A 19,940-nucleotide genomic window follows, 5' to 3' on the forward strand; every position below is an offset into this window, starting at 1 on the left:
CGCTAGGTCGGGGCGGACGGCTCGGCAAAGATCCGTAGCTCACGCCCGAGATGGGCGATTTGAGATCGCGCACGTCGCGGCTCCGCGCGGGGTATCACAGCGCTCCCACACGCCGCTGTCCGGCTAGTTAACGTCACCGTCATACTTCCTTACTGATTCGTAACCGATTTCGGTTGACGTTGCCGCAGGTCAGGCAGCACTCTCTTAATCGAATCCCATTCGGTTTACTTCACCCCGAGGAACGCTCCCATGACGACATCCGACGCCGCGGCCACTTCACCGGCCACCAACGGCACGTCGACCGCACTGAAAGAAGGCGTGCTCGGCGCCCCCGGTATCGCCTTCATGGTCATCGCCGCCGCTGCGCCTCTGATGGTGATGGCCGGCGTCGCCCCGCTGGCCCTGTCCATCGCCGGCGCCGGCGCACCGGCTGCTTACCTCGGCGCCGGTATCGCCTTCGCGATCTTCGCCGTGGCATTCATGGCGATGACCCGCCGCACCGGCGGCAGCGGGGCGTTCTACTCCTACGTGACCCTCGGACTCGGCAAACATCTCGGCCTGGGCGCCGGCTTCGTGGCGCTGCTGTCCTACAACGCGCTGCAGATCGGCGTGTTCGGGTTGATGGCGGTGCAGGAGCAGGACGCGCTCGCGCGACTGTTCCACATTCATATCTCCTGGCCGTGGCTCGCGCTGATCTCGATCGTGCTGGTGTGGGCGATCGGGCGGCGCGGCATCGAGGTGGGGGCGAAATTGCTCGGCGTGCTCCTGGTACTCGAGTCGGGAATCCTTGCGGTGCTGGCCGTGTCGATTCTGTTCCATGTCGGCATCTCCGGTATCGGCTTCGACTCCTTCCACCCCTCGGCGATGACCACCCCGGGTATGGCCGCCACGCTGGGAACGGCGTTCGCGGCGTTCATGGGCTTCGAGTCGACCGCGCTCTACCGTCGCGAAGCCCGCGACCCCGAGCGCACCATCCCGCGCGCCACCTACGTCGCGGTGGGGTTCATGGCCATCTTCTACTGCTTCGTGGTGTGGGCCATCGTGCAGGGCTTCGGTGCGGCGAACGTCCAGGAGGCCGCCTCCAAAGACATTGCCGGCCTGTTCTTCTCCGCGATGCAGACCTATGTGGGGACGTGGGCCTCAGATCTCATGTCGGTGCTGATCGTCACCTCGACACTGGCCTCGCAGATCGCCTTCTACAACGCGATCACCCGCTACACCTACTCGCTGGCCAACGACGGCGTGCTGCCGAAGGCACTGGGCACCACCCACCCGCGCTTTCTCTCGCCCTCACGCGCCGGCGATGTCCAGGCGATCTTCGCCATCGTCGTGGTGGGTGCCTTCACCCTCGCCGGCGCCGACCCCTACTACAAGCTGTTCATCCTCGTGAACACCCCGGGCATCGTGGGCATCATCGCGCTGCAGGCGATCACCGCCGTCGCGGTGGTGAGCTACCTGGTGCGCACCCGGCATCAGGGACTCGACCTCAAGGGGATCGTGGCCGGCGTCGTCGCATCGATCGTGCTCATCTTGTCGCTGTGGGTGCTGGTGGCCAACCTCGACATGTTCTCGATGGGCTCGACGGCCCTCAACGCCGCCCTGTCGGGATCAGTCCTGGCGGTACTGATCGCCGGAATCATTGCCGCACAGCTGTTCCGGGTCCGCCGCCCGCGGGTCTATGAGCAGATCGGCCGTGATCACGACTCCGAGACGGCGGCCACCACCACATCCGACACGTCCCTCTCCCCGGTCGGTCGCGGCCGGGGATCACCGACACCGAAACCGACGAACTCGAGGCAACCGTATGAGCACCCCCGACCTGATCCTGCACGCCGGCGCGATCCACACGATGCTCGCCGAGGAGGCACCGGCGACGTCGCTGGCGATCGAGGGTGACACCATCGTCGCCGTCGGAGATCGCGACTCCATCGATGCGTTGCGGGGAGCGAGCACCGAGGTCACCGATCTCGGATCGGCCGTTCTCACACCGGGAATGGTCGACGGACACATCCATCCGGTGATGGGCATCGCGATGACCGCCGGTGTGGACCTGTCGAATGTCTGCGATCTCGACGGCTTCATGGCCGCCCTGCAGGCAGCACCGGTGGTGGATGGCTGGATCCGCGGCTGGGGCTTGGACCCCAACACCTTCGGCACCCGACCGGTGACCAACGAGCCGATCCACCGTGCCGTGGGCACCGACATCCCCGTCGCGATCGTGATGTTCGACGCTCACGCTCTGCTCGCCAGCGATGCCGCCCTGGCCGCGGCCGGTGTCACCGGGCCGCGAGGCTTTGCCGGCAACTCCGAGATCGTCTGCGACGACAACGGACGGCCCACCGGGCACCTGCTGGAGATGGAGGCCATGACGATCGTCCAGGCGATCATGCCCCCCGACGCTCCCGGCGCGCGACGGCGGCGACTCCGTGAACTCTTCGAGTCGATGGCCGCAGTGGGCATCACCTCGGGTAACGCGATGGACTTCGAGGACGACAGCGCCGAGCTGATGGCATCACTGGACTCCGACGACGAGCTGGCGATCCGGGTTCGGTTTGCTCCCTTCTGTTTTCCCGGCTTCGGCCGCGACATGCTCGAACACATCGTGGAACAGCAGAAACTCGGCGGACGCCGCTGGCAGGTCGACGGCGTGAAGTTCATGATCGACGGGACGATCGACGGTGGCACCGCCTGGCTCGAGGAGGCCGACACCCACGGGGAGTCGACCGCGCCGTTCTGGCCCGAACCCGCCGAATACCGTGCGGCCGTGTCGTTCTTGGCCTCACACGGCGTGCCGACGGTGACCCATGCAATCGGCGACGCCGGGATCCGCTATGCGCTGGCGACGCTCGAATCCGCCGGTCCGTCACGCTCGGGCGCACACCACCGCATCGAGCACATCGAGACCCTTCCCGACGACCTGGTGGGCGAGTTCGCGCGTATCGGAGTGGTCGCGAGCATGCAGCCCACCCACTGCACCCACTACACGCGCGCCGACCAGTCCGACAACTGGTCTCAGCGGCTGGGACCCCAACGCGCCGGTCGCGCCTGGCGCACCCGCGACATCCGGGACACCGGCGCGACACTTGCTCTCGGATCCGATTGGCCCATCGCACCGTTCGATCCCCGAGCGATCATGGCCGATGCCCGGCTACGGCGCCGTGCCGGGCATCACGACGAGAGTCCGATCGTCCCCGAACAGGCACTGACCGCCCGGATGGCACTGGAGGGCTACACCTCCCACGCCGCCGCCGCCGAAGGCGTGCTCGGTCGGGCAGGTGTGTTGGCCCCGGGTGCCCGTGCCGACATCGCCGCCTTCGCCGTCGACCCGCTGGTCGCGCCGCCCGACGAGGTCGCCGACACGCCGGTGGTGGCCACCGTGATGGGCGGGTCGTTCACCCACCGCCTCGAGATGTGAGATCGCGCGCGCGGGTCGGGGCACGGGGACTCTATTGTCCCGCGACCCCGGCCGGCGCGCTTAGACTGCAGGCCCGGCCGTCGTCGGCATGCGCCGATCCACGCTGATGACACGCCCGCCGATGAACGCACCAGACGAGCAGGAGGCCCGATGGGACGCCCGAGATCGCCGTTGCTCGACACCGACCGCATCGCCGCCGCCGCGATGTCGGCCATCGACGAACGCGGCATGTTCACCATGCCCGGGCTCGCTCGCGACCTCGGCGTCGCGGTCTCCTCGCTGTATCACCACGTGAGCGGGCGCGACCAGATCCTGGAGATGGTGCGCGGGACGCTGCTCAACACCCAGCTCAGCGGCATCGACGACGACGCCCCCTGGCAGGAGACGTTGCGTCGGTGGGTATGTGAATACCGGGACGTATTCGGCTCGCATCCGGAACTGGTCCGGCTGCTCACGGCGCAGACGGTGTCGAATCCGGGGATCGTGTCACTGTATGACCGGATCTCGAAGCTATTGGAGGACAACGGTTTCCGAGTCGAATCGATTTTGCATGTGATCACCCTCCTCGACGACTTCGCGCTGGGCGCCGCACTGGATATGGCCGCACCCGACGTGGTGTGGGATACCTCTGGCCTGCCCGCCGACGCACCATTGGCCAGGGCTGCAGCCGCAGTACCGAGCGGACGGCAACGCGCCGACGGCGCCTTCGAGTTGGGTCTGGACATCGTCATCGCCGGACTCGAACGATTCCGTGACGCCGGACTGGACACCTCGCGCGGCGCTGCCGGATCGGGCGCCGGGTCCAGCCTCGGGTCGGATGTCGAGTCAGGAATGCCGACCCGTCGCTAGACGAAACGCGACAGGATCACGTACATCGCCTTGGTGACCAGCTCGCGATCGTAGGTCTGCACGAAGTCGAATGTGCGCTCCATCTCGCCGACGGCGTCCTCGCGGCGGTCACGCGCCGACAACATCGCCGTGAAATGCGGGCCACCACCACCACGGTCCACTCGCGGACCAGCGGATCGTCGCCGCTCAACGGCGCATGCCGGACATCGCCGTCGCGCATGCTGCTCATCCCGACCCCGTAGACGCCAACGAAGCCGGCGGCCTGGGCGACGTTGTTCCAGCGACGTGCCGTGCGCGACGTGTAGTTCTCGACACGCTGGAACGTCCCGAGCACGACGGTCGCACCATCGCGCATCGCGTGTTGTTCGAGCGACTTGCTCATCGCCAGCAGGGCTCGCTTCGATCCGACACGCGATGGCAGGCGTTGGCCCACCAGGTCGAACGGCGTGACGTGCCCGCCGGTGTCGAGCGCGACCCGACGTTCGGGCAGCGGCGCGAGGTGTGTGCAGTCGATGTCGGCGACCGTCGTCGGCGAGGTGAAGAGCGCGCCGATGGCATGCGTCGCACCGATCGTGCGGGCGGTGACAAGGGTGCACTCGTCGTCGACTCCGTCGGCGATCAGATATACGCCCGGGTTACGCTCGGCGAAGGCACCGAGTGCGTGACTCAACCGGCCGACACCGGATTCGGTTCTGCCGGTGAGAAACTCGGACCCGATCAGAATCATGTCGGGTTCGGTCACCGAGAGCATCATCGCCGATCGATCCGGGTCCGAGAGCCGACCGAGACAGATCAGGTGACCGGCTGCGCGCGCCTTCGCGATCTGTTCGACCACGCGTTGCAGATCAGCATTGAACGCATCCGGCACCACCATCGCCACCGCGACGGCCTCGGCGTGAGCGGTGATCTCCGACGGGTCAGACACCGCATCGAGATCGTAGGTGACCAGCAACGGCAGCACCCGCGCGAACGCCCGAGCCGCCGGACCATTCGCGTACTCCCACTTGCGCTCGTCGAGTGCGGACTGTTGTTCCATCAGTCGTGCCGCGCGCCGGATGTCGTGGGCCGTGGACAGCCCGCCACCGACCGGACCCGCGAACTCCAGCGAGACTGCCATCACGGCCCGGTCCGCCAAGCGCACCACCGGGGCGAAACGCGGAGTGATGTCTAGGGAATCGAGCAACGTCGAGTCGACCGCCGGAATCGACGGCTCGTGGTGTCCGGCATTCGCCAGCGCCGGGATCCGACGCCCGCCCGCGGCGGACTGTGTCCCTCGAGAAGGATCGTCCGGCTCGTGGAATTCGTCGGGCTCGTGGGTCTCGTCGGGGTTGATGACAGACACCGCAGCGCCTCCTCGTCCAGAGAGGACGGTGCATGAGACCTGCAGGAGTGCGCCCGGATTTGACGCTATAGCTTGGCCAGAAGCACGACCGTCGTCCCAGCGAGTATAACGAAGAATCCGATCACGGCCGCGGTGACCCAGACGGATCCGAACACCGGCAGGGCGACGATGAACGCAGCGGTCAGCAGTGCCAGCGCGAACACGAACCCCGCGACCCACCCGCGCTCGGCGTGGTCGCTCACCCGGGTGTGCTCGGTGGCCTGAGCGTTGGCCTGGTCGGTGAACGGGGCCGGCGACACCGATCGGGTCTGCGGGGATGACGACTGGGCTCGTGACCCACGCAACGCTCGTCCGAACGGTAGCGGTCGTCCGGGAAGAACTGATTTTCCTGGCAGAACTGTGGCCATATCGCCTCCTGTGAGGACATCACCGCCGGGTCGGACGACAGATGAGAGGTGTCTGGGCTTGCGTCGCGTCCGGTTCGGCATTCGCCCAAGGGGTGCAGACGAGTGACTTGAAGAAATCGCCGGATCGCTGTGAGTGTCTACAACGTAGCCCCGCGTCCGTCGCCGAGAGAACCCCTCCATTCGTATCGAGACCCAACTGCGATTGGGTCACGCTCTGATAACGCCGCATTCGCCCCACCACGCGGCCGATTTGGGTTCGTCTGTCCGAATGACACCCTCGGACGACCTTCCGGATTACGCTCCGAATATGAGATCTGCATCACTCCGTACTGTTCTGGTGTTCCTTGCCACAGTCGGGGCCGTGATAGCCGGATTCGCCGCACCCGGCACATTCGCCCAGGCCGCCGGCGGTGATAAGTTCTACAGCTATCGCGGGTCGACACCGCTCGCACGTAGGCACCGGGCACGGTTCTCACCACCCGCACCGTGGCGTACCGCGTAAACGGTCTCGCGACCGGGTTGCGTGCAGTACAGATCCTTTACCGGTCGACCAACGGTCGCGGCCAACCGACAGCGAATGTGACCTCGGTGATCCTGCCACCGGTGCACACCGCTGCGACCCGCGTCGTGTCGTATCAGTCGGCCTATGACTCCCTCGATCCCGCCGACAGCCCCTCGCGCTCGATCGCCGAGTCCCGCGACACCGGCACCCTGTCGGCCGAGTCGGTGGGTTTCGCACCGCTGCTGGCCGCAGGCGTCACCGTGGTGGTCCCCGACACCGAAGGCCCCACCGCCGACTTCGCCGCAGGGCCCGAGTACGGAATGGCCACCCTCGACTCGTTGCGGGCGGTCTCGAAGGTCGCCGCGACCGGTATCCGCGCCGACACCCCGTCGGCGCTGATCGGCTATTCCGGTGGCGCGATAGCCACCGGCTGGGCCGCCATCCTCGGCGCGTCGTATGCGCCGGAGGTGAACAAGCACATCGTGGGTGTCAGCGAGGGCGGCGTGCTCGTCGATCCCGCGCACAACCTTCGTTATGCCTCGGGCAGCAAGCAGTGGGCAGGTGTGGTGGCGATGGCCGTGGTGGGCATCGCGCGCTCGTTCGGCATCGATTTCAGTCCCTACCTCAACGCTGTCGGCGCGCGTATCACCGACGAGATGAAAGACGACATCATCTCCGATGTGCTGGGCCACTACCCGGGTCTGACGTGGCGACAGATGGTCAAGCCGCAGTACGCCGATCCGAACTCGGTGCCCGAATTCGTCGACGCGGTCAACCGCATCAACATGGGCACCGCAGCCGCCCCGACCATCCCGATGCAGATCGTGCAGGCCACCAACGGCATCGCCGAAGGAACCCCCGTGGGCGGCAAGGGTATCGGGGCCGGTGACGGAATCATGGTCGCCGGAGATGTGCGCGCGCTGGCCCGGCAGTACTGCGCCACCGGCCTGCCGGTGCAGTACACCCAGTACGACCAGCTCAGCCACACCACCGGTGCTGCGGCCTGGGGCGCGGGCATGTTCGGCTGGATCGCCGACCGCTTCGCCGGCACGCCGGCTCCGCAGAACTGCGCCTCGATCGCACCCGGCAACTCGCTGGCACCGGAGAAGCCGGTCGCACCGGCACATAGAGGGTGAGATGGCGCGGGCGAGACGACGCAGGCCGAGAAGGCGCAGTCAGGACTCGACGGGGGTTGTCTGACGCCGGTGGTGTGTGATGGATCGCGACAATTCCACCCCACGTTCGGCCGGAGCCCGCGATGACCACTCACATCCTGTCCGACGCGGAGATCGCCTCGCTCAGCGACAGCGATCGCCGCGATCTGATCCTGCGCCTGCAGCGGCCGCTCGACGATCTCGCGCCAGGTCCGATCGCTCGGCGCCGGATCCGCCGCGCGCGTATCGGGCTGATGGCCGGCGCGGTGCTGGGACTGATCCCGTGGATCGTGTTCCTGGCTTTCAGCCTGCCCACGAACTATGTGGCCTATAACTGGTCGGTCACGTGGGTCGGCTTCGACATCCTGCTGGTCACGATGATGGCCGCAACCGCACTGTTCGGATGGCTGCGTCGCCAGTTGCTCGTGCTGACCGCCTTCGCCACCGGCATCCTGCTGATCTGTGATGCGTGGTTCGACGTGATGACCGCCTCGCCTGCCGACCGTTGGGTGTCGATCCTCACCGCGCTCGGCGCAGAACTGCCTCTGGCGGCGCTCCTGATCGTCGGGACCACACGCATCATCCGCTTCGGCGCGGTGCGCATGTGGCTGCTCGAACCGCATGCGCCGCTCTGGCGTCTGCCGGTCACGGTCGCCTGAGCGGGTCCGGTGCGCGTGCTGACGACGCCGGACCCAGGTGGGCGGACTCAGTAGAAGCTGGGCTTGTCGCCGTCGGTGCCCGGCTTGTCGATACCGACGTTCTCGCGCACATGGGTGTCCTGCGTCGCGACGAGATCGGCCACGAATGCCACGAGAAGCGAGACTCGACACATACAACCAATTGGTTGTATGTTCAGATGGTGATTGACACCGAGGAGCGCACCGACGCCGTGTTCCACGCGCTCGCCGATCGCACGCGCCGCGACATCCTGCGTCGAGTGCTCATCGATGAGCACTCAGTCACGTCCCTCGCAGCGCGCTACGACATGAGTTTTGCGGCGGTGCAAAAACACGTCGCCGTACTCGAACGCGCCGGACTGATCACCAAGCGGCGTCGGGGCCGCGAGCAGCTCGCCACCGGCGAGGTGACCGCCGTCCGGGACGTCTCATCGATGCTGACCGAGCTCGAACAGATCTGGCGTGGTCGCATCAGCCGCATCGATCAGCTGCTCGCCGAAGAGTCGACGAGCCCGATTGGCCTGCAACAGAAGAAATCCGAGTTCCAGCCTCTGGAGGACTGAGGCATGCCCGTCACCGACGTCATACAGGATGTGGACAGCCGCTCGCTGACCATCATCGCCGAATTCGCCGCACCACCGAGTCGGGTGTGGCAGCTCTACGCCGATCCCCGCCAGCTCGAACAGATCTGGGGACCGGTCGGGTACCCGGCGACAGTGGTCGATCATGACCTGACCCCTGGCGGAAAGGTCACCTATTACATGACCAGCCCAGAGGGCGAGAAGTTCTGCGGCTATTGGCTTGTCGATGCCGTCGATGAACCCGATCGTCTCGACTTCCGCGACGGATTCGCCGACGAGGACTTCGTCCCCAACGACGTGATGCCGCTGGCCACGAACGTCTACACATTTGTCGCCTCCGATACCGATGCCGGGCAGCCGGGCACACTCGCCACCTACGTCACCACCTTCGACACCGTGGAGGCGCTGCAGAAGGTGTTGGAGATGGACGTGATCGAGGGTGCGACGTCGGCGATCAGCCAGATCGACGCGGTACTCGCCGGCTGAACAGAGAGCTGTCCCTGCGCTGTCGGGCGTCATCGTTGTCTGGGGTCATCGCTGTCGGTGGTCATCGTTGTCGGTGGTCATCGTTGTCGGTGGTCACCGGTAGCGTCCCGACTCGATGAACACATCGACTCAGACATTCCGTGTGCTCACCGGCGACGCAAGCTCGCCGGTGATCCTGCACGTGCCGCATTCCTCACGGCACATCCCGCCAGATGTGCGGGATTCGCTACTCGTGTCGGATGCGGCGCTGACCGCCGAACTCGACGAGTCCGTCGACACCGCAACCGATCTCATAGCCTGCGAGGCTGCACGCCGATGTGAGGTGACGCCATGGCAGCTGGTCAACGAGACGAGCCGAATCGTGGTCGACCCCGAACGTTTCCCTGACGAGTCCGAGCCGATGAACGCCCACGGACGCGGCGCGATCTACACGCGTTGCGCCGACGGCAGTCCGCTGCGCGCCGACGAACCCGACTCCGGTGCCGCGCGGTCACTCCTGGCCGAGGTGTTCGATCCATACGCCCAGGCCATGACCGACCTCACCCAGGATCGGCTCGACACCACCGGTACGGCGTTGATCATCGACATCCACTCCTATCCCACGCGACCCTCGGGCTTCGAAGATCCAGCGCTCGAGCGGCCGGCGATCTGCATCGGCACCGACGACTTCCACACGCCGCAGTGGTTGCGCGACAAGGCCTTCGATACGTTCTCCGGGTTCGGTTCGGTCGCCGAGAACACCCCGTATGCCGGGTGCTATGTGCCGTTGCGCTTCTATCGCAGTGACCGGCGCATCTCGGCGATCATGATCGAGGTCCGGCGGGATGTGTATCTCGACGAGCGGTTGCGGGAGCGTGCCGACGCGGTAGGAGAACTCGGGGAGGCGATCGCGGCCGTGATACCGGCGGCGGGTTCACATGCATCCGACTGAACCGTCCGGGCGCGCGTGGCGTCGCCGGGCCCGGCACGACAAGCTCGCCGGCTCAGCGGGTGAACCTCACGTAGTGGCCTTCGCCGGCGGCTTGGGCCGCGGAGTAGGTGACCGAGTCGACCTGGACGCCTGAGGCATCGAGAAGTATGAGGTTGCCACCGCCGTTACTCAGCTGTACGCCCGAGCCGTCGAGAGGAATCACCACCGACCCGCCGGCGCCGAGGGTGGCGTCCAGCTTCGTCTCGCGTTGGTCGCCGTCGACCAGTCGCCAGCCGTGAACAGCCAACTCGGTGGTGCTGAGGTTCCCGACCACGACGGCTTCGTGACCCGGGTCCGCGCCGACCGGGTTGATGAGCGCACGTTCGAGGTAGGCGGCAGCGCCGGTCGCCGGGCCCCCGCCGGGACCGTCGCCGATGATCCGCGAAAGCGGAACGGCAGTCGATGTGGGGTCGCCGCCGGCGTCGGTGGGTATCCGCTGCGTCTGGAAGGCCAGCGCGATGGCCATCACCCGACCGGAGTAGACCAACAGCAAGCCGCCGTCGTGGAAGGCGGCATTGTCGCCCGCGTGGGCTCCGACGTTGCCCTGATTCATGTGGATGTCGTGGACACCGTGGAGTCCGTCGGTGTCCCCGAACTCGCGGTCGATGGGCATGTGCATATTGGTAGCGAACTTCGACCCGAACGCGTACAGCTCTCCGCCCGCCGACTTGCACTGGTCGAGGTACAGACTCAGCAGGTCCTGAAGATCATCCGCACTCGCACTGCCCGACGGCGGTAGCGCTCGACCGCGCGAGAAATCGAACAACGGCGCCTTCACGTAGTCGAGTGACTGCGCCGACGTCGACCCCGCTACCGAGAATCCGGTTGGCAGCCCCGGCAACGCCGCCAGCACCGGGTGGCCGACCAGTGGGTCGACCACCCAGTAGACGACGTCGCTGCCGTCGCCGGACTGAACGTTGACCGCCACTCGCCACGGTTGGCCGGTGTCGTCGACCACCCGGATCTGCAGATGCGGTGTGGACTGGCCGTCTTCGCGGACGTATCGATCGGGCTTGGCGCGCACCACCCCATACGTGATCGCCATGACAACTCCTTCCGCGACGACAAGTGGTCGATTCGAACGGTAGGCGCGCGGGTACCTGACGGCATGAGTAGTCCAGTACCCGAATATGCGGAGCCGCTCATCGCCGCTGACGCAGCCGACACGCACGGCTGGTGCACGCAAGCCGCCGGGACGATCGGCTATCGGAGGGCGGCAGCGACTGCGGTCGCCGTTTCCTTCGCCGATCCCGGGTTCTGTCCGGTCACCAGATTGCCGTCGACCACGACGTAGGACACAAACGGGATCGTGGCCTTCTCATACTGTGCGCCAAGCGCTTTCGCGCGTGCTTCCGCGTTGTACGGCACGACCTTGTTCACTCTCGCGAGAATCTCTTCGCGCCAGGAGAAGCCGGTCATCGTCTTTCCGGCGATGAGATAGGAGCCATCGGACAGCGTGGTGTCGAGCAGACCGCAGTAGCCGTGGCACACCGAACTCACGATGGCGCCGCGCTCATACAACTCTCGGGTGATCGCCTGCAGCCCTTGACTTTCCGGGAAGTCGTACATCACCGCGTGGCCGCCGGTGAAATAGATCGCGTCGAAGTCGCCGGGGTCGATCTGATCCGGGCTCGCTGTGGTCTCGAGCAGTGCCATCTTCGCCGGATCCGCCCGCCAGGCCTTCGCGGTCTTGTCGACATAGGGGAACTTCAACGACCTCGGTTCCAGGGGCACGTTCCCCCCGGCCGGACTCACGAGTGTCTGCTCGAAGCCGTTGTCGTCGAACGCCTGCCAGGCATGGGTGAGCTCGGAGAGCCACAGGCCTGTGGGGTGATCCGGGTTGTCGAAGTGACCCACGTTGGTCACCACGGTGAGAATGCGCGTCGTCATGCGTCCCGTCGATTCGGTGGTGGTGGTGAACTACTCCCGCGCCGCGTCGATCTGACCGTCGACGAGGGCCGGATGTCCGACGATCTTCGCTCGCTCAAACCCATCCGAGCGATCAGCTTCGACGCGACAACCTCCGCCCAGGCGGCACTGCACATGCCGGTGCCGATCTCGGTGCTCAGCGCTCAGAGCGTCTGAAGGTAGCCCATAGCCCCGGAGCACGGACATTCTTGACCAATAGCCCATCGTCGATAGTGGAGCTGCCGGTCCTGGCAGTCCCGGCGAGGTAGTCGTATCCGAGCCTCTTGCCGAAGAGGTCAGCCGCGCGTTCTGCGTGCTGCGTACCTTCTGGACTACCTCACTCATGATCGGACCCCTCGCTCATGGCCTCCTCCAGCCCCTCGGACTCCCAGTCACCGTAGGTTGTGCGTGTGCCCTGCACCTTCCATTCGATGCGGCCGTTGGCGTTTCGGCCGGCGACAACTGCGGCTGCTGCACTCGGGCTGGAAAAGGGGTGGTCACGGTTGAAGAGCATGGTGGCTCCATCGGGCGAGGGAACGAGCGTGCCATCGTTCTCCAATTTCGTGCGCAGCCCGATGTAGTTGTGACCGGGAGCCCCTATCCACTCGGAACGCGCCTGAGAGCCTTCGAGGACGGTGAACTCGCCGTCCACCTCTTGCGCGGTCGCGGTGATCCCCGACTTCGCGATTCTCATCTCGAACAGCGGCGAGTCCGTACGGCCACCCCCAGAAGATGGGGACGCCGCTGCCGCGGATGTCCTCGGAGACCGAAAGAGGTTCACGCCCAGGACCGGCAACACGATCTTGGCCTGGTCGATGAAGTACTCCATGTCGGACACATCCGCCTCGGGCAACACAATCGGCGCGGGAGAGGTGCCGTTCGTGAGCCGCGCGCGGCTCGCACTGATCGCGAGACTGATAAATCGACTTTCCAAGTACCGGGCGTGTGCCTTGGTTAGGTTCGCGTCCTTGCTCGTGAGGACGATGGCTCGATCCCAGAAGTCCTTGCCGTTCTGACCTTCTGGCCGTGCATGTTGGTATAGGCGCTTGCTGACATCATCACCTTCACCGATATAGGCCATCTGCCCGCCGAGGCTGTCTGGATCGTCACCCAGCAAGATGTAGATGCCCGTGCGAGATGCCTCGGGTCGTTTCAGGAGCGCTGCGAGATCTGAACGCGGGGCCGCTACAACATGACCTGTCCAGTTCATGATCTCCGCGGTCAGCAAACCACCAGGAGTGCCGTCAGCGAGGAAGAGACGCACTGATTTCCCGATGCTCACGAGTCAGCCTAGATCACTGGAATCGAAAAGCTGCGACTTGTACAGAGAGCCCAGAGAAAAAGAACGAGGTCACAGCCGGAGAACGACTGTGACCTCGAATGTGAAACTGTAGTGAACCGCTCTCGGTGGGCTGTTTGCGAAACTCCCTGACCAGCACGTACCGACCGACCCCGCACGCCCCGATCCCATGCATCTCATCGCGCTATCCCATAGTTCAACCTTGAACCAGATACGGAATTGTCCCAGTTTAGCGGGTCGGAGGCTCGTCAAGTACGGTTTTTCGGCGGCGAGTTCGCCCGCTTCCATCGGTCGGTCCCGCTGCACCCCGACGCGGCACAGCCCGCTACGTGTTCGCTGTCCGCGGCAAACTCCTGTCCGACGAGACGCTGTTCGACCTCTCTCTCTCAAAGCCGCTTGCACCGCGGCCGGCCTCGTCGACGCACGACGGCGACCATCGCCTACTCGAACTTGATGGTTGCTGAGCCGACATCACACCACAGTCGGGCGTCGACCCTCGCGCCTCCTGACTCGGGATACAGCTGCCAGTTGCCGTATCCGAGGATGACGTCGTCGGCTTCGTAGCCAAGAAAGCGTGGTTGCGACGCACGCAAGACCGCGTTCACCCACCGGCCATCGGGGCCTTTCGCGCCCGGTGGAGTTTGAAGGTGCACACTACGGCCGTCCCCGTTCTTGAATGGTTGAACCAGTGTCGCTCGGCCAAGGACCGCGATCGGGTATTGGCTGGTGTCGAGGAGTCGGGCCGCGAGGCTGGGTGCGTCGTGTTCGGCGTCGAAGAAGAAGTCCTCCCATGCAATACGCACCCCTTGGTAGCTGGCTTTGAAACGAGCCTGTGCGGCGGGGTCGTTCCGGAAGTGTCGCAGCAGGCGGGCGATTGCCCTGGCTGCCTGAATCGTGGGATGCAACGCCGCACCGCCTGCGGTCTCCACGTCGGTGCGCACCTCTCGCCCGTCATTGTCTTCGCCTTCGTCGTCCTCGGGCCCGGCTAGCGATTGTGGGTCACGCAGGATCAACAGATAGGTGTCCGCGTCGCGTTCAATTTCCTGCCGATACTCGGTTGCGATGTCGCCCACGCGCTCATCGAAGTGATAGCGACAACCCTCGTCATGGTCGTGCTCATCACGGCTCTTTAAGCGGTAGTACGGGATCACTGACACCGAGCCGGCACCACTTCTGCGGGTACTGCCCGGCACAGCCACGACGGGTGCAGTGCATCCTCCGCAGAGCAATGGCTTGACGAACGGTTGCGGCGACTCGTCAACTGCCTCACGCTCAAAGAGATTGTTCTTCGCGTCCCGTGCGCGCGGTATTCCGACTCGTTCCTTCTCAGGCATCGCTCGCCCCCCGGTCTCAAGCTCGTCGCCTATCCCAGGCTAACCATGACGACGGTGCAGATGCGGCTTGCGGTGATGTCCGGCGTTGCGCGAGGTCGAGGGATCGCGAGCCGACTGACCTATGTGAGAGTGGCGGCATGGGGATTCCGGAACACTCACAGCTAGCAACCGTCATCGCTGCGGCGGATGAGATGGCGGTCCGGTTGTGCATCCCGGCCGACATGATCAGCCTGCATCGCGACCTCAAGGTCGCCTCGATGTCAGGCCGTACGAAAAAGCAGCACTCCCTGAGATGGGGAGCGTTCCTGCTGACCTATGCCGCGGCCGAGGGCTTCTTCAATGGTGCGCTGGGGCGCGCCCTGGAGCAAAGTCGCCCAATGCCTTTGAACCCAGACAAGATTCGGGCAACCGCCGCCGAACGTCACAGCGTGAACCTGTTCACAAAAGACTGGGGCGTGAGGACCCGCACCATGAGTGGCGAGCGGGGTAATCGATCGGAATGGGAGACATTCATCGGGCCGGAGAAGGTTCGACTTTATCTCGCAGACATGAAGTCCCTACGCGACATCCTCGGGCATGGCGGCGACCCGTACCGGGCGACCAACAAGTCCGGTGCGCTCTGGACGATCCAGAAGGGAGCTTCGCTGCGCCTCATGGGAGTCGAAGGCTTCCTCCAAGCATGCTGCGACCTCGCCGACCAAACGATCCTCGCGTACGGCGGGCCATTGGAGAACGGCCCGACGTGGCCTGAACCGGACCGCTCGGCGCTTTCGAATGAAGATCGCCCCTCGTTGCCACTGCTGTCTTGAACTCAGTCGAGTCGTCTGTGGCCTCGATGAGTATTCGTTCGATGACGGCACGGCAGGCAAGACATGGAAAGCTCGTCGGACTCCTGCGCCATGCGAGTCTGGGGATGCGATTCAGACGAGGCCGAGTTGGCCGTCTGGATGCTTCTTCGCCGTCACTGCGAGCTCATTGACCAAACTCCGACGCACCCGCAGACCTTCGGTGTGGTTGGCCGCGAGCCACTGCTGTGCGACATCACGGCGCATGTCCGCAGTCTGAGCTGACCGAAAGTTATCGGTTGCCGCCAACGCCATCGCCAACTCTTTCAGTCGCGGCTTGAGTTTGTCCTCCAGCTCGAGTGTTCGCTGCTGAATGAGGTTCTGCGCGTCACGCATCGTGCGATAGAGCAGCCACCGCTCCTCGGCGACGGCCGATCCGGTGGTCGACATATAGGACGTCGCGGCCAGCTCACGCTCATGGTTGGAACGGGCACAGCGGAAGGCCGGATCGGCGGCGAGCCCTTCGACAAGCTCGCTGCCGTACCCTTCCTGCTCAGGTTCGTTCGGTGTGTAGGTTGCTGTCGTTTCGATGCCCTCCATCAGTTCCTCGACATAGTCGGACCATGGCGCGATCTGTTCCCAGGTGTGCATGATTCCGGAGTGAGCGAACCCGAGTTCGATGCTCGAGGTGAATCCGTCGAGCTTTTTCACCACGCGTAGCGCCTTTTTGCGGGCTTCGCGTTCCTCAGCGTCACCGTCACCGTCACGAAGACTGTGCGCGACCGATTCCGCATCTACGACGCTGCGATCGAGATAGACCAAACCGGCACCGACACGGGTGGCCAACTCCATGACCGCTGTCGCCGACAATCCGGGATCGAGCATGATGCCGTCGATTTCCAACGTCGCCCGAACCACCGGGACCCCATGTGTTCGTGTGATGCGCTCAATCTCCGCTATCACCCCTCCAAGAATATCGGTGTCAACGGCGGCAAGATTGGTTACTACTTCGGCGAGGTCGTCCAGAGTCATGGTCATGGCCGGCAGGCTAACTCTGACCACCGACGAGATTCCCGTGTCTCTAACGTGCGTTCATCCAGCCCTCCGGAATGTTGTTGTTGCCGAGTCCATTCCGCATCGACACATTACCGATGACGACTTCCATTCACGTCAACGATGATCCGCTCCACTACCGGGCGAGGGATCACAGCACAATCGCGGTCACTCGATCTAGTCTGTCGATTCGAAGGCAAGGATCGAGTGTTTCGTCGACTGATCCCGGCGGAACCGGGAGGAGTGCGGTGCGCGCCACGACCGATCAACCGGCGGGGACCTCTCCCGACCTGGCTTCCGGCAGCAAGCAGAAACCCGCGATGAGAGCGCCTCTCTCCCGCCGCTCCCCTGCTCTACGGGCGTGCGTTGCGTCGGAGGCGGTCGATCACAGCGCTCAACCTCGGTATGTAGCGCTCGGCGGTGGAGTCGAGGTGGGTACCACTGTGCGGCCCGAGGAGATCCCTGCCCGCGGACCCGCCATCGACCCACGGCGTGTGGCTTGGTCGCATCTGGGACTCGAGTTGTACGACTTCGAGATGCGCGATCCGGGGCCCTATGCGCTCGCGACGGTGCTGCCGCAGCGCGTCGGATCGGGCTGGCGCATCGAGGCCATCGCTCCACTGTCCCGCACGCTCGGCCCGCAGGCTGCTGGCGTGCGGAGTATCGCGTGGCTCCTGCATCGGGAGATCGATATCGTGCGCCCCGCCGAGGCCGACCACTACCGGGCCGCACGCGGTGTGGCACGCCACAACGGCTCCCATACGGCCTTCGAGGCGGCGGTCCGGGCTCTCGACCAGCGGGGCACCGACATCGGGGTATGGGCCGATCCGTCGAAACGTCTCTACGGTGAAGAGTTGGTAGCGATCGCCGCCCGCGACCTACTCAGCACCGTTGCGGGCTGGGACGGATGCGCCTACGACCTCTTGACGGGACCGTGCCGCTCGGTGTTCGGTCGCCGCAAAGCCGCAAGACACCTGTAGCCCCACAACCGTCACCGGGAAGAACGCGCAACCGATTCCCCGAACCCGACCCGTCTGCCGGAACCCGGCGTTATCCTCCCGGTGGGGGTGACTTATGGGGCAGGCAGACAAGTCGTACACGCCGAAGATTCCGGAAGCGGACTGGGAACACATCCAGGATTTCGTGATGGCCGCTGTCGCCGACTGCGATCCGGCATCGCCGTCGGCGAAACGAGATTTGTTGTGGGCGTGCAGGTCCCACGTGTGGTGGTGCTGGAAAGAAGCCGGAATCGCATTGACACGGGATGAGGTCTTTCGGCAGGAAGCGATCGATGAGTTCCTGGCGAAAGGCGTCAAGCACACGGTGGCTCCGCGGTCGGTCTCGAATCTCCGCAGACTGCTTTCGTCGATGACCGAACACCTGCTCCCCTCAGCGACTCCTCTACCGAGGATCACGCCACGCAACACCGACACCGCGTTATCGGCCCCGTACACCGACGAGGATGTGGCCGCGTTGCGTGCCTGGGCGACGGGGCAGACCACCGAAAACCGTCGACACAACGCCCAGGTCCTGCTGGCACTCGGATTGGGTGCCGGGTTGTCGCCAACCGAAATCGGTGCCGCCCGGATCGCGGACCTGACGGTTGACGCGGATGGTGTCGTGCTGCGCGTGACCTGCGACCGGGAACGGGAACGGGAACGGGAGGTGCCGGTGCTGGCCGAGTGGGCTCCGATCCTGGCCGATGTCGCCCGCTCAGCGTCGAGTCCCGGCGACTTCGTGTTCCGAGCGAATTCGGCTCGACGGGGCGGGAACCTGATCAGCCACTTCACCGAGTCCTGCAACGGGGAGCCCTCCCCCAACAGTCGCCGAATGCGAAACACCTGGATCATGGGTCACCTGGCGTCAGGAATACCCGTTCACGCGCTCATGGCAGCGGCAGGTATCGAGAGTCTCGACGGCCTCACCAAGTACGTCACGCAACTCCCCGCACCGACGCTGCCTCAACTACGAAACATGCTGGCACACAACGGTCAGCGCATCCCGAGTAGCTAGACTTCGAAGCACATGCCCACCAGATGGCAACAAACACGCCGCGCTCCAATGCATTTCGCTCGATGCTCGCGTGGAGTGGGTTTCCAATCTGAACGCAACGACGGTTTGGCAGACATTATGGGACGCCCGATGAACGGTTCGGATGCGCCTCAGCTGCCGATCGACCCCGGGCCTGCCCACATGAGTTGGGCACTCGTCTTACCGAGGGCTGGTTGGAACACGACTACGTGGTCCCCGCTGCTACCAATTCGTCGTTCGGCGACTTCTGCGGCTTCATAGACCGCGCGCATTCGGCCCAGTGAGATGGTGATTCCGTCCACGGTCAGCTGGAGGGAACTGTCGGTAACCATCGACTGCGGACCGGTCGGTTCCGGAACTCCCTTGTGAAGGGTGACAGTCAGCCTGTCCCAATCGACGGTGATGCGGGTGTCGCGGAGCAGTCGACCGACGCGTATTACTTCGGAGGCGACGTCCGGCGAGACGTTGGCGAGGTCGGGAACCTTGATAGCGACGTCGGCGTATTCCTGAACCGTGGCCAACGCTCTGACGTAGTCGTGCCGAATTTCCGCGGCACGGCTTTCGTCGTTGCGGTCAGGTTTGGGCGGGATCGGTCGATCCTCCCGCTGCCGGGGCACACGGGGGTCGGCGATGCACAGTGTGTTCGGCGCGGAGAAATGGTGCATGAAGGTAAGGACCGGGGCAATGTCGGTGACGAACCGACCCGTGATGTCGCCGAGGGTGAAATGAAACGAGATATTCCAAACGCCCTCGTTGTGCTTCGACAGTATTTCGACCTCCAGCGCCCCCGAGGGGTCCACGCCATGTACCGACAGACCGGTGCCGTCGTGATTGCCGCACGGAGCGAAAAAGTGAACGGGCACAACTCCGAGGCACTCACCCTCCGGATCGAGCACGCTCAGGGTGCGATCGAACTCCGCTTCGGGTCGGTCGATTTCGAGGATGTGGAGTAACCCGTCCTCAGTTTTGCCGCCGAGTCCGCCGGGCAGGTCGGTGACGAAGTCGCGAATCCGGATCGGCCGGCCCGGTACGCGACCGTAGTCTAGTGTCTCGTTTCGTTAATACGTTTTGGGTTGAGCTTTCTTCAGGATTTCGTCTGCGGTTTTTGTCCATACGAAGGGGTGTTTGCGGTCGTTCCAGCCGTTG

19 protein-coding genes and 1 pseudogene are annotated in these 19,940 nt (G+C 64.8%); 12 read left to right on the forward strand and 8 right to left on the reverse strand.

The annotated features are described in order from the left end of the window. Positions 1-249: 249 nt before the first annotated feature. The 3 genes from IEW22_RS13085 to IEW22_RS13095 all read left to right on the forward strand — a co-directional run bounded on the left by IEW22_RS13085 (position 250) and on the right by IEW22_RS13095 (position 4,264). Complete coding sequence (locus IEW22_RS13085) at positions 250-1,896, forward strand: APC family permease (RefSeq protein ID WP_188587054.1); 1,647 nt, start codon at positions 250-252, stop codon at positions 1,894-1,896. Further along, positions 1,805-3,415 carry an amidohydrolase gene (locus tag IEW22_RS13090; RefSeq protein WP_188587055.1) on the forward strand — a complete coding sequence of 537 codons (1,611 nt, stop codon included), beginning with the start codon at positions 1,805-1,807 and terminating at the stop codon, positions 3,413-3,415. Before IEW22_RS13085 ends, IEW22_RS13090 begins: the two co-directional genes overlap by 92 nt. 150 nt (positions 3,416-3,565) lie before the next feature. Next, the gene (locus IEW22_RS13095; protein ID WP_188587056.1) at positions 3,566-4,264 is read left to right on the forward strand and encodes a TetR/AcrR family transcriptional regulator; all 699 of its coding nucleotides are present in this window, start codon (positions 3,566-3,568) and stop codon (positions 4,262-4,264) included. A 16-nt stretch (positions 4,265-4,280) separates the two neighbouring features. Here IEW22_RS13095 and IEW22_RS13100 read toward each other — a convergent pair whose 3' ends face one another. Next, positions 4,281-5,606 carry a DICT sensory domain-containing protein gene (locus tag IEW22_RS13100; RefSeq protein ID WP_188587057.1) on the reverse strand — a complete coding sequence of 442 codons (1,326 nt, stop codon included), beginning with the start codon at positions 5,604-5,606 and terminating at the stop codon, positions 4,281-4,283. A 65-nt stretch (positions 5,607-5,671) separates the two neighbouring features. Further along, positions 5,672-6,013, reverse strand: coding sequence for a hypothetical protein (locus IEW22_RS13105; protein WP_188587058.1), 342 nt, complete (start codon positions 6,011-6,013; stop codon positions 5,672-5,674). A 486-nt stretch (positions 6,014-6,499) separates the two neighbouring features. Between IEW22_RS13105 and IEW22_RS13110 the strand changes: the two genes are divergently transcribed. The 5 genes from IEW22_RS13110 (at position 6,500) to IEW22_RS13130 (ending at position 10,344) form a co-directional block, all read left to right on the forward strand. Next, positions 6,500-7,651 carry a lipase family protein gene (locus tag IEW22_RS13110; RefSeq protein WP_229742612.1) on the forward strand — a complete coding sequence of 384 codons (1,152 nt, stop codon included), beginning with the start codon at positions 6,500-6,502 and terminating at the stop codon, positions 7,649-7,651. Positions 7,652-7,773: 122 nt separating this feature from the next. Next, complete coding sequence (locus IEW22_RS13115; protein ID WP_188587059.1) at positions 7,774-8,328, forward strand: hypothetical protein; 555 nt, start codon at positions 7,774-7,776, stop codon at positions 8,326-8,328. 197 nt (positions 8,329-8,525) lie between these two features. Continuing rightward, entirely contained in the window at positions 8,526-8,909 is a 384-nt protein-coding gene (locus IEW22_RS13120) for an ArsR/SmtB family transcription factor (RefSeq protein WP_188587060.1), read from the forward strand. Positions 8,910-8,912: 3 nt separating this feature from the next. Next, positions 8,913-9,413 (forward strand): SRPBCC family protein, encoded by a 501-nt coding sequence (locus IEW22_RS13125; RefSeq protein ID WP_188587061.1) that lies wholly within the window; start codon positions 8,913-8,915, stop codon positions 9,411-9,413. A 115-nt stretch (positions 9,414-9,528) separates the two neighbouring features. After that, positions 9,529-10,344 carry an N-formylglutamate amidohydrolase gene (locus IEW22_RS13130; RefSeq protein WP_188587062.1) on the forward strand — a complete coding sequence of 272 codons (816 nt, stop codon included), beginning with the start codon at positions 9,529-9,531 and terminating at the stop codon, positions 10,342-10,344. A gap of 52 nt (positions 10,345-10,396) precedes the next feature. Here IEW22_RS13130 and IEW22_RS13135 read toward each other — a convergent pair whose 3' ends face one another. Together IEW22_RS13135 and IEW22_RS13140 are read right to left on the reverse strand one after the other, a co-directional pair. After that, positions 10,397-11,428, reverse strand: coding sequence for a DUF2278 family protein (locus tag IEW22_RS13135; RefSeq protein ID WP_188587063.1), 1,032 nt, complete (start codon positions 11,426-11,428; stop codon positions 10,397-10,399). Between the two features lie 158 nt (positions 11,429-11,586). Continuing rightward, positions 11,587-12,273 (reverse strand): type 1 glutamine amidotransferase domain-containing protein, encoded by a 687-nt coding sequence (locus IEW22_RS13140; RefSeq protein WP_188587064.1) that lies wholly within the window; start codon positions 12,271-12,273, stop codon positions 11,587-11,589. A 21-nt stretch (positions 12,274-12,294) separates the two neighbouring features. Here IEW22_RS13140 and IEW22_RS13145 point away from each other — a divergent pair. Beyond that, positions 12,295-12,468, forward strand: a pseudogene (locus tag IEW22_RS13145) (acetoacetate decarboxylase); the annotation flags it as partial. A 160-nt stretch (positions 12,469-12,628) separates the two neighbouring features. Here IEW22_RS13145 and IEW22_RS13150 read toward each other — a convergent pair. Both IEW22_RS13150 and IEW22_RS13155 read right to left on the reverse strand, forming a co-directional pair. Continuing rightward, positions 12,629-13,573: a GIY-YIG nuclease family protein gene (locus tag IEW22_RS13150; RefSeq protein ID WP_188587065.1), complete on the reverse strand. Its 945-nt coding sequence runs from the start codon at positions 13,571-13,573 to the stop codon at positions 12,629-12,631. Positions 13,574-14,031: 458 nt separating this feature from the next. Beyond that, positions 14,032-14,925, reverse strand: coding sequence for a hypothetical protein (locus IEW22_RS13155; protein WP_188587066.1), 894 nt, complete (start codon positions 14,923-14,925; stop codon positions 14,032-14,034). A 137-nt stretch (positions 14,926-15,062) separates the two neighbouring features. Between IEW22_RS13155 and IEW22_RS13160 the strand changes: the two genes are divergently transcribed. Beyond that, entirely contained in the window at positions 15,063-15,734 is a 672-nt protein-coding gene (locus IEW22_RS13160; protein ID WP_188587067.1) for a hypothetical protein, read from the forward strand. Positions 15,735-15,845: 111 nt separating this feature from the next. Here IEW22_RS13160 and IEW22_RS13165 read toward each other — a convergent pair whose 3' ends face one another. Continuing rightward, on the reverse strand, positions 15,846-16,748 hold the full coding sequence (locus IEW22_RS13165) for a hypothetical protein (protein ID WP_188587068.1): 903 nt from the start codon (positions 16,746-16,748) through the stop codon (positions 15,846-15,848). A 446-nt stretch (positions 16,749-17,194) separates the two neighbouring features. Between IEW22_RS13165 and IEW22_RS13170 the strand changes: the two genes are divergently transcribed. Beyond that, on the forward strand, positions 17,195-17,743 hold the full coding sequence (locus IEW22_RS13170; protein ID WP_188587069.1) for a hypothetical protein: 549 nt from the start codon (positions 17,195-17,197) through the stop codon (positions 17,741-17,743). A 94-nt stretch (positions 17,744-17,837) separates the two neighbouring features. Then, positions 17,838-18,776 carry a hypothetical protein gene (locus IEW22_RS13175; protein WP_188587070.1) on the forward strand — a complete coding sequence of 313 codons (939 nt, stop codon included), beginning with the start codon at positions 17,838-17,840 and terminating at the stop codon, positions 18,774-18,776. Positions 18,777-18,925: 149 nt separating this feature from the next. Here IEW22_RS13175 and IEW22_RS13180 read toward each other — a convergent pair whose 3' ends face one another. Beyond that, complete coding sequence (locus tag IEW22_RS13180) at positions 18,926-19,690, reverse strand: hypothetical protein (RefSeq protein WP_188587071.1); 765 nt, start codon at positions 19,688-19,690, stop codon at positions 18,926-18,928. Positions 19,691-19,940 lie beyond the last annotated feature (250 nt).

Origin of the sequence: Gordonia jinhuaensis (assembly GCF_014639795.1) — a bacterium.
Lineage (GTDB): Bacteria > Actinomycetota > Actinomycetes > Mycobacteriales > Mycobacteriaceae > Gordonia_B > Gordonia_B jinhuaensis.